This window comes from Streptomyces sp. NPDC032721 (assembly GCF_055579625.1).
This window is the reverse complement of record NZ_JBVIMX010000031.1, coordinates 60,551-68,318: the sequence shown is the minus strand read 5'-3', so window position 1 is coordinate 68,318 and position 7,768 is coordinate 60,551. Positions and strand designations below refer to the sequence as shown.

The following is a 7,768-nucleotide window of genomic DNA, read 5'->3' as shown; positions in this document are numbered from 1 at the left end:
TTGTGGTTTTTTCCGGGTTTCCCCGCTCTCAGGAGGCCTGGGGGGCGGGGGGAACTCCGCGGCCAGCCACGCACACACCCGCACATGACCACCGGCCGTGGCCGGGCCCGCCACCTGCCCACCCACCCGGGCCGGCAGCCCACCCACCCCCGCCCGGACCGCACGGGCCGGGGTCTGGGGCAGCGCCCCCACGCGGCGGAGCCGCAAATGTCACAGCCGGGAAGGGGCGGGGAGGGGAAACGCCCGCGCAGCGGACCCCCACCCCCGCCCACCCTCACCGTCTCGAATCGTCCGCCGCGTCCACATGCTCCCCCACCGCCACAATCACCAACCGCGTCCCCGGCTCGGTGGCCCTCCACCGATGCCGCACTCCACCGGACAAGTGCAGCGTGTCCCCCCGCGACAGCCGGTAGGCGCGGCCCTCCGCCTCCACCTCCACCGCCCCGTCCGCGACGTACATCAACTCGTCGTTGCGGTGCTGGTACTCGCGGCCCGCGTCCTGCATCCCCGTGAACTCCACGGCGTGCAGCTGGTGGTGCCCGCGCACCAACGGCCGTACCCCCGAGCCCGGTTCGAGGCCCGGGTCCTCGGCGGCGCGGACCAGGTCGACCGAGAGCGCCGAGTCCGCCGCCGCGAGCAGCCGGTCGGCGGTGGTCTCCAGGGCCTCGGCGACCCGCTGCAGGGAACGCGCGCTCGGGCGCGCGCGCTCGTTCTCTATCTGGCTGAGGAAGGGCACGGAGAGCCCACTGCGCTCCGCCACCACGGCAAGGGTGAGTTCGAGGGCGCGACGGCGCCTCCGGACGGCCGTGCCGACCCGGAGGATCTCCTTGTCGTCCTTCTTTTCCCTCGCGTCCTTCGACGTCACAGCGGCCCTTCTCCCTTCCTCATCGGTGTTCTTCGGTGTTCTTCCTACGGTTCTTCCGCCGACGGACAGCAGACTACGCAGCTTCACGCCATCGTTTCGTACACATGTCACAGCTTGCCCGCCGGACTCCACCAGGTCTGTAGTGGCGGGAACGCGCCGGGACCCGCAAAAAAGAGTGGGCCCCGCCGTACCGCGCGGTGCGCGTACGGCGGGGCCCACCCTGAGCGAGCGGCCGAGTGGATCAGCCCGCGGCGGGGGCCATCTTGTCGGCGATGCCGGGGTTCTCCTTCATCCAGGCCTCGACGGCCTCCGGCTCGTGGCCGGTGCCGCGCTGCTGGATCTCGTTCTCCAGGCTGGCGAGCTGCTTCTCGCTCAGCCTGAAGTCCTTGAACCACTTGGTGAGCTGCGGGTAGTTGGACCCGAAGTCCTTGTTCCCGATGATGTGCAGGCGGTCGCCCTCACCGAAGAGCTTCTTGGAGTCCTTGAGCTTGGTCATGTCGTACGCGTTGTAGGCCCAGTGCGGCGTCCACAGCAGGACCGCGACCGGCTCCTTCTTGGCGTACGCGCGCTTCAGCTCGGCGAGCATGGCGGGCGTGGAGCCCTCGACGAGCTTGTACTCCTTGTCCAGGCCGTAGCCGGGAAGGACGTTGTCCTTGACGTTCTTCATGGCGGCGGCGCCGGGCTCGATGCCGATGATCTTGCCCTTGAACTGCTCGCCCTTGCCCTTGAGGTCCTCCAGGGACTTGACGTCCTTGACGTAGGACGGCACGGCGATCTCGACGGAGGTGGGTCCGTACCAGGAGCCGACGTCGGTCAGCTTGTCCTTGTACTTGTCCCAGTAGTTCTTCTGCGTGTACGGCAGCCAGCCGTCGAGCTGGACGTCGACGTCACCGGCGGCGAGACCCGCGTACATCGGACCCACCTCGAACTGCTTGAGGTTGATCTTGTATCCGCGCTCCTCCAGGACGTTCTTCCAGAGGTACGTGGCGGCGATGTCCTCCTCCCAGGGGAACCAGCCCATCTCGACAGGGCGCTCGCGCTCGTCCTTGCCGCCCGCGGCCTTGGCGGTGTCGGCGACCGGGGCCAGCTTGTCGACCAGGCCGGGCTGGGTCTTGAGCCAGGTGCGGACCGCGTCCTGCTCCTTGCCCTTGCCGGACTTCACGATCTGCGCCTCAAGGCTGGTGAGCTGCTTCTCGTCCAGCTTGAAGTCCTTGATCCACTTGCCGACCTCGGGGTTGTCCGCCGAGAAGCCCTTGCGGGCCAGCGTGTGGACGCCGTCGCCCTTGCCCCAGGCACCCTTGGGGTCCTTGAGCTTCTTGAGCTTGTAGTCGTTGTACGCCCAGTGCGGCGACCAGAGCGGAACCACGATGGGCTCCTTCTTGGCGTACGCGCGCTTCAGCTCGGCCAGCATGCCGGGGGTGGAGCCCTCGACGAGCTTGTACTCCTTGTCGAGGCCGTAGGCGCCGAGGACCTTGTCCTTGAGCAGGCCCATCTCACCGGCGCTGGGCTCAATGCCGATGATCTTGCCGCCGAACTTGTCGGCCTTGCCCTTGAGGTCGTCCATGGAGTCGATGCCGTCCATGTACTCCGGGACCGTCAGCTCCAGCGAGGTCGGGCTGTACCACGCGCCCATGTCCTCCAGCTTGTCCTTGTACTTGGCCCAGTACTGGGCGTGCGTGGTGGGCAGCCAGGCGTCCGTGTTGAGGTCGATCTGACCCGTGGACTGGCCGGTGTAGAGGGCGCCCGCCTCGTACTGCTTGGCGTCGACCGTGAAGCCGCGCTGCTCCAGGATCTCCTTCCAGAGGAAGGTGGAGGCGATGCCCTCGTCCCACGGGATGTAGCCCATGGAGATCTTTTTGCCGTCGCCGATCTGCGAGGCGCCGGAGCCCGCCTGGTCGGCCTTCTTGCCGCCGAACATGCTCATGCTGCCCGCGACGAGCGCGAGGATCACGATGCCCGCGACGGCGACGACCGGCTGGGGGCGGTACGTGAGGAACTTGGACCCGCCGGCCATGGCGCGGGCCTTGGCCAGCGCGCGGCGGCCCAGCGGGGAGACGGCGGTGCCGAAGGCGCTGGTGATGCGGTCCAGGTACATCGCCAGGATGACGATGGAGATGCCCGCCTCGAAGCCGAGGCCGATGTCGACGTTGCCGATGGCGCGGTAGACCGCGCCACCGAGGCCGCCGGCGCCGACCATGCCCGCGATGACGACCATCGAGAGGCAGAGCATGATCTTCTGGTTGATGCCCGCCATGATCGTCGGCAGGGCCAGCGGCAGCTGGATGCGGCGCAGGATGTTGCCGGGCTTGGTGCCGAACGCCTCGGCGGCCTCGACCAGTTCGGCGTCGACCTGCCGGATGCCCAGCTCGGTCATGCGCACGCCCGGGGGCAGCGAGAAGATGATCGTGGCGATGATGCCGGGGACGGCGCCGACGCCGAAGAAGAGGATGCCGGGGATCAGGTAGACCATGGCGGGCATGGTCTGCATGAAGTCCATGACCGGCCGGACCACGGCGCTGACCTTGTCCGAGCGGGCGGCCCAGATGCCCAGCGGGATCGCGATGATCATCGTGATGATGGTCGCGACGAGGACCAGCGAGAGGGTCGACATGGCGTCGTCCCACAGCTCGATGGAGTCGATCAGGGCGAAGCCCGCGAAGGACAGCACACCGGCGGTCAGCCCGCGCAGCCAGAACGCGATGACGGCGAGGATGCCCGCCATCAGGAACGCGTTCGGGGCGGCGAGGACGGCGTAGATGCCCTCCTGCATGCCGCCGACGACGGCGGAGATGAAGTCGAAGAGCCAACCCAGGTTCTGGGTCAGCCAGTCGACGGCGGAGTCGACCCACTGGCCGAGGTGGAGCCTAGGCATCGGCTGCCACCTTCTTCGTGCTCACGGTCTTCCTGTCCTTCTTCGCCGCGTCCTTCTCGACCGCGTCCTGTACGGGCGCCGCCTGCGCGGGTTCCATCGGCTCGCCGAGCACGGCGAGCAGCCGGGCGCGCGGTACGACGCCGATCAGGGAGCCCTTCGCGTCGGTCACGGCGACCGGAACCCCGCTCGTCGAGCACGGCGTGAACAGCTCGATGATCGGGGTGTCCGCGGTGACCTTCGCCGGGGCGGCGGCCAGTACGTCCTGGGGGCTGCGCAGTTCCTTGCCCGCGTCGTCCTTGGTGCCCACGGCGGTGTGCGGCTCGGCCATGATGGCGCCGGCCGTCAGCACGCGGGAGCGGTCGACGTCCTGGGTGAAGGAGGCCACGTACTCGTTGGCGGGGGTGACGAGGATGTCCTCGGCGGTGCCGAGCTGGACGATCCGGCCGTCCCGCATCACGGCGATGCTGTCGCCGAGGCGCATGGCCTCGTTGAGGTCGTGGGTGATGAAGACGATGGTCTTCTTCAGGGTCTTCTGGAGTTCGAGCAGCTGGTCCTGCATGTCGCGGCGGATCAGCGGGTCGAGCGCCGAGAAGGACTCGTCCATGAGGAGCAGGTCGGCATCGGTGGCCAGGGCGCGGGCCAGGCCCACACGCTGCTGCATACCGCCGGACAGCTCGTCGGGCCAGGACTTCTCCCAGCCCTTGAGGCCGGCCATCTCCAGTGCCTCGGTGGCCCTCTTCTCGCGCTCCTCGCGCGGGACGCCCTGCACTTCGAGGCCGTACGCGGCGTTCTCCAGCACACTGCGGTGCGGGAAGAGCGCGAAGTGCTGGAAGACCATGGAGATCTTCTTGGCACGGACCTCGCGCAGGTCCTTGTCGGACAGGGCGGTCAGGTCCTGTCCGTCGAAGAGGACGCGCCCGGCGGTCGGGTCGAGCAGACCGTTGAGCATGCGCAGCAGCGTGGACTTGCCGGACCCGGAAAGGCCCATGACCACGAATATGTGGCCGGGCTCGACGGTGAACGAGGCGTCGATCACCGCGGCGGTCGTACCTTCGGCACGCAGCTCGTCGCGGTCGCCGCCGCCCTCCAGCCGCTTTACCGCCTCGCCGGGTCGTCTGCCGAACACCTTGTACAGGTTCTCGGCCTGGAGCCTGGACACATACACCTCACGTATTGAACCGATGACGACCCGCCACCCCCGTGGGCAGGTCGTGGAGCGGCGCGGGGTCGGCCCGCTTCACCCTTCCAAATGTTGAACTTCGGACCAGGTCCGCTCCGAATGCGCCCCTGCCCTCGGTTACACGAGCCAAACGGAAAGTGATCCACTTCACTTACGGGCCGCCTACGGTTCACCCCGGGCCGCTGTCGGTGCCGTACGGCATCATCGGGAGCGTGACCCGACGCCTGATGCTCCTCGACACCGCCTCCCTCTACTACCGCGCCTATTTCGGGGTCCCGGACTCGGTCCGCGCCCCCGACGGCACCCCCGTCAACGCGGTCCGCGGCCTGCTCGACTTCATCGCCCGCCTCGTCCAGGACCACCGCCCGGACGACCTGGTGGCCTGCTGGGACAACGACTGGCGCCCGCAGTGGCGGGTGGACCTGATCCCCTCCTACAAGGCGCACCGGGTGGCCGAGGAGATCGAGGGCGCGCCGGACGCGGAGGAGACCCCGGACACCCTCTCCCCCCAGGTCCCGGTGATCGAGGGGGTCCTCGCGGCCCTCGGCATCGCCCGGGTGGGCTCCGACGGGTACGAGGCGGACGACGTGATCGGCACCCTCACCCACCACGCCAAGGGCCCGGTCGACGTCGTCACCGGCGACCGCGACCTGTTCCAGCTGGTCGACGACGCCCGCGGGCGCCGCATCCTCTACCCGCTCAAGGGCGTCGGCACCCTCCAGCTCACCGACGAGTCCTGGCTGCGCGAGCGGTACGGGGTGGACGGTCCCGGTTACGTGGACCTGGCCCTGCTCCGCGGCGACCCGAGCGACGGGCTGCCGGGCGTCCCGGGCATCGGCGAGAAGACCGCCGCGAAGCTGCTGGACGCGTACGGGGACCTGGCCGGGATCATGGCGGCGGTCGACGATCCGGCCTCGAAGCTCACCCCCTCCCAGCGCAAGCGCCTGGACAAGGCCCGCCCCTACATCGCGGTGGCGCCGAAGGTGGTCCGGGTGGCGAGCGACGTCCCGCTCGCCCCCTTCGACCCGGCGCTCCCCTCCGCACCCGCCGACCCGCAGGCACTGGAGGCCCTCGCGGAGCGGTGGGGTTTGGGAGGTTCTTTGCAGCGCCTGCTCTCCGTACTCCAGAACTGAGCTGTTAACTTAGGCAAGCCTAAGCAAATAGCACCGCTGTACCTGGGGAGAGCACTGTGGCAGAACGACCGGCCCGCACCGCACCGCGAGCCCACGAGGCGACGGTGGTGCGCACCGAGCGGATCACTCCGCACATGGTGCGCGTCGTACTCGGCGGCGAGGCCCTCGCGGGTCTCGACGTCCAGGAGTTCACCGACCACTACGTCAAGGTGCTCTTCCCGGCGCCTGGGGTGACCTACCCGGAGCCCTTCGACATGGCCCGTATCCGCGAGGAGTTCCCCGCCGAGCAGTGGCCGGTCAGCCGGACGTACACCGTCCGCAGCTGGGACGGCGCGGCCCGCGAGCTCGCCATCGACTTCGTGGTGCACGGTGACGAGGGCCTGGCGGGCCCCTGGGCCGCCCGGGTCGAGGCCGGCGAGACGGTCCGCTTCCTGGGCCCCGGCGGCGGCTACGCCCCGGACCCGGCCGCCGACTGGCACCTCCTGGTCGGCGACGAGAGCGCGCTGCCCGCCATCGCGGCGTCACTGGAGCGCATGCCGGAGGGCGCGGTCGTGCACGCCTTCGTGGAGGTGCCCGACGCGGCCGAGGAGCAGAAGATCGTCACCCCCGACGGGGTCTCGGTCACCTGGCTGCACCGAGGTGAGCGCCCGGTCGGCGAGCAGCTCGTCGCGGCGGTGCGCGACCTGGACTTCCCCGCCGGGGACGTGCACGCCTTCGTGCACGGCGAGGCGGGCTTCGTGAAGGACCTCCGCCGCCATCTGCGCATGGAGCGCGAGATCCCGCGCGAGCGCCTCTCGATCTCCGGCTACTGGCGCCTCGGCCAGGACGACGACACCTGGCGCGCGGTGAAGCGGGAGTGGAACGAGCAGGTCGAACGCGAGCAGGAGGGCGGGGCGGCCTGAGGCTGCCCCACACGCACCACCCGCTCCCCCCACACGCACCACCCGCTCCCCCTGCACCACCCCCGGGTCGGCGCCCGCCACGCGCGCGGCGCCGATCCGGGTCGCCGCCCCTCACTCGCCAAAGCACCCGAGTCCGGCGCACAACTCCCCGCCGGATCCTGCGGCTTCAGCCCCGCGGCCGGCCGTTCCGTCTCTGCTGTCGGTCGAGCCGTGCCGACTCCTCCGCCTGCGCGATGCGCCGCAGTGAGCCGAACATCGCGTCCCCCAGCACCATTCCGATCACCACGCTCTCCAGCACCCGGTCCGCCGCCCCCTGCTCGGTGACGTACTTGAGGTCCGCCTCCGCGGCCGTCTCCGCTGCCACCGCGTAGGCGTCGAGCGCCACCCCGAATCCCTCGTGGCCGAGCCGCTCCGCCTCCGTGAGGGTACGGGCCAGGGCCTCGCCGTCCGGGTGTCCCGGCGGCACCCGCCAGCCCCTGCGTTCGGCCAGTGCGGCCACCGACTCACGTGCCGCCTGCGACGGTTCGCCCTCGCCGACCAGGCTCGGCGCCGCGACCGTGCTCGCCACCGTGCCCAGCAGTTTGTGCAGGGGCTGCGAGGTGTCGTCCACCGCCGCGAGGATCTCGCCGATCCGGGACAGCGACAGTTTCCCCGCCCCCAGGAGTGCGCGGATCAGCCGCAGCCGGCGCTCGTGCTCGTCCCCGTAGGCCGCCTGGTTCGGGCTGGTCAACTCCCCTGCGGGGAGCAGCCCTTCCCGTACGTAGTACTTGATCGTCGGCACCGGGACTCCGGTTCTGCGACTCAACTCCCCTATGC

At 69.9% G+C, this 7,768-nt stretch carries 6 protein-coding genes; 2 read left to right on the top strand and 4 right to left on the bottom strand.

The features are described 5' to 3' along the window. Positions 1-274 precede the first annotated feature (274 nt). The 3 genes from ACZ5PB_RS40105 to ACZ5PB_RS40095 all read right to left on the bottom strand — a co-directional run bounded on the left by ACZ5PB_RS40105 (position 275) and on the right by ACZ5PB_RS40095 (position 4,896). Positions 275-865: a helix-turn-helix domain-containing protein gene (locus ACZ5PB_RS40105; RefSeq protein ID WP_468698325.1), complete on the bottom strand. Its 591-nt coding sequence runs from the start codon at positions 863-865 to the stop codon at positions 275-277. Positions 866-1,106: 241 nt separating this feature from the next. Then, positions 1,107-3,737 carry an ABC transporter permease/substrate binding protein gene (locus ACZ5PB_RS40100; RefSeq protein ID WP_468698324.1) on the bottom strand — a complete coding sequence of 877 codons (2,631 nt, stop codon included), beginning with the start codon at positions 3,735-3,737 and terminating at the stop codon, positions 1,107-1,109. Beyond that, positions 3,730-4,896: a quaternary amine ABC transporter ATP-binding protein gene (locus ACZ5PB_RS40095; RefSeq protein WP_468698323.1), complete on the bottom strand. Its 1,167-nt coding sequence runs from the start codon at positions 4,894-4,896 to the stop codon at positions 3,730-3,732. The genes ACZ5PB_RS40100 and ACZ5PB_RS40095 overlap by 8 nt, the downstream gene beginning before the upstream one ends. Before the next feature lie 248 nt (positions 4,897-5,144). On the opposite strand from ACZ5PB_RS40095, the gene ACZ5PB_RS40090 reads away from it, so the two are divergent. Both ACZ5PB_RS40090 and ACZ5PB_RS40085 read left to right on the top strand, forming a co-directional pair. Then, positions 5,145-6,050 carry a 5'-3' exonuclease gene (locus tag ACZ5PB_RS40090; RefSeq protein ID WP_468698329.1) on the top strand — a complete coding sequence of 302 codons (906 nt, stop codon included), beginning with the start codon at positions 5,145-5,147 and terminating at the stop codon, positions 6,048-6,050. Between the two features lie 56 nt (positions 6,051-6,106). Then, positions 6,107-6,952 carry a siderophore-interacting protein gene (locus tag ACZ5PB_RS40085; protein ID WP_468698322.1) on the top strand — a complete coding sequence of 282 codons (846 nt, stop codon included), beginning with the start codon at positions 6,107-6,109 and terminating at the stop codon, positions 6,950-6,952. Positions 6,953-7,118: 166 nt separating this feature from the next. On the opposite strand, the gene ACZ5PB_RS40080 is transcribed toward ACZ5PB_RS40085, so the two are convergent. Beyond that, positions 7,119-7,733, bottom strand: a complete 615-nt coding sequence (locus ACZ5PB_RS40080; protein WP_468698320.1) for a MerR family transcriptional regulator — start codon at positions 7,731-7,733, stop codon at positions 7,119-7,121. Positions 7,734-7,768: the final 35 nt, after the last annotated feature.

Bases quoted from the DNA above. Each gene is read 5' to 3' on its own strand.
- ACZ5PB_RS40100 (WP_468698324.1), bottom strand. From the start codon at position 3,737: ATGCCTAGGCTCCACCTCGGCCAGTGGGTCGACTCCGCCGTCGACTGG.
- ACZ5PB_RS40090 (WP_468698329.1), top strand. From the start codon at position 5,145: ATGCTCCTCGACACCGCCTCCCTCTACTACCGCGCCTATTTCGGGGTC.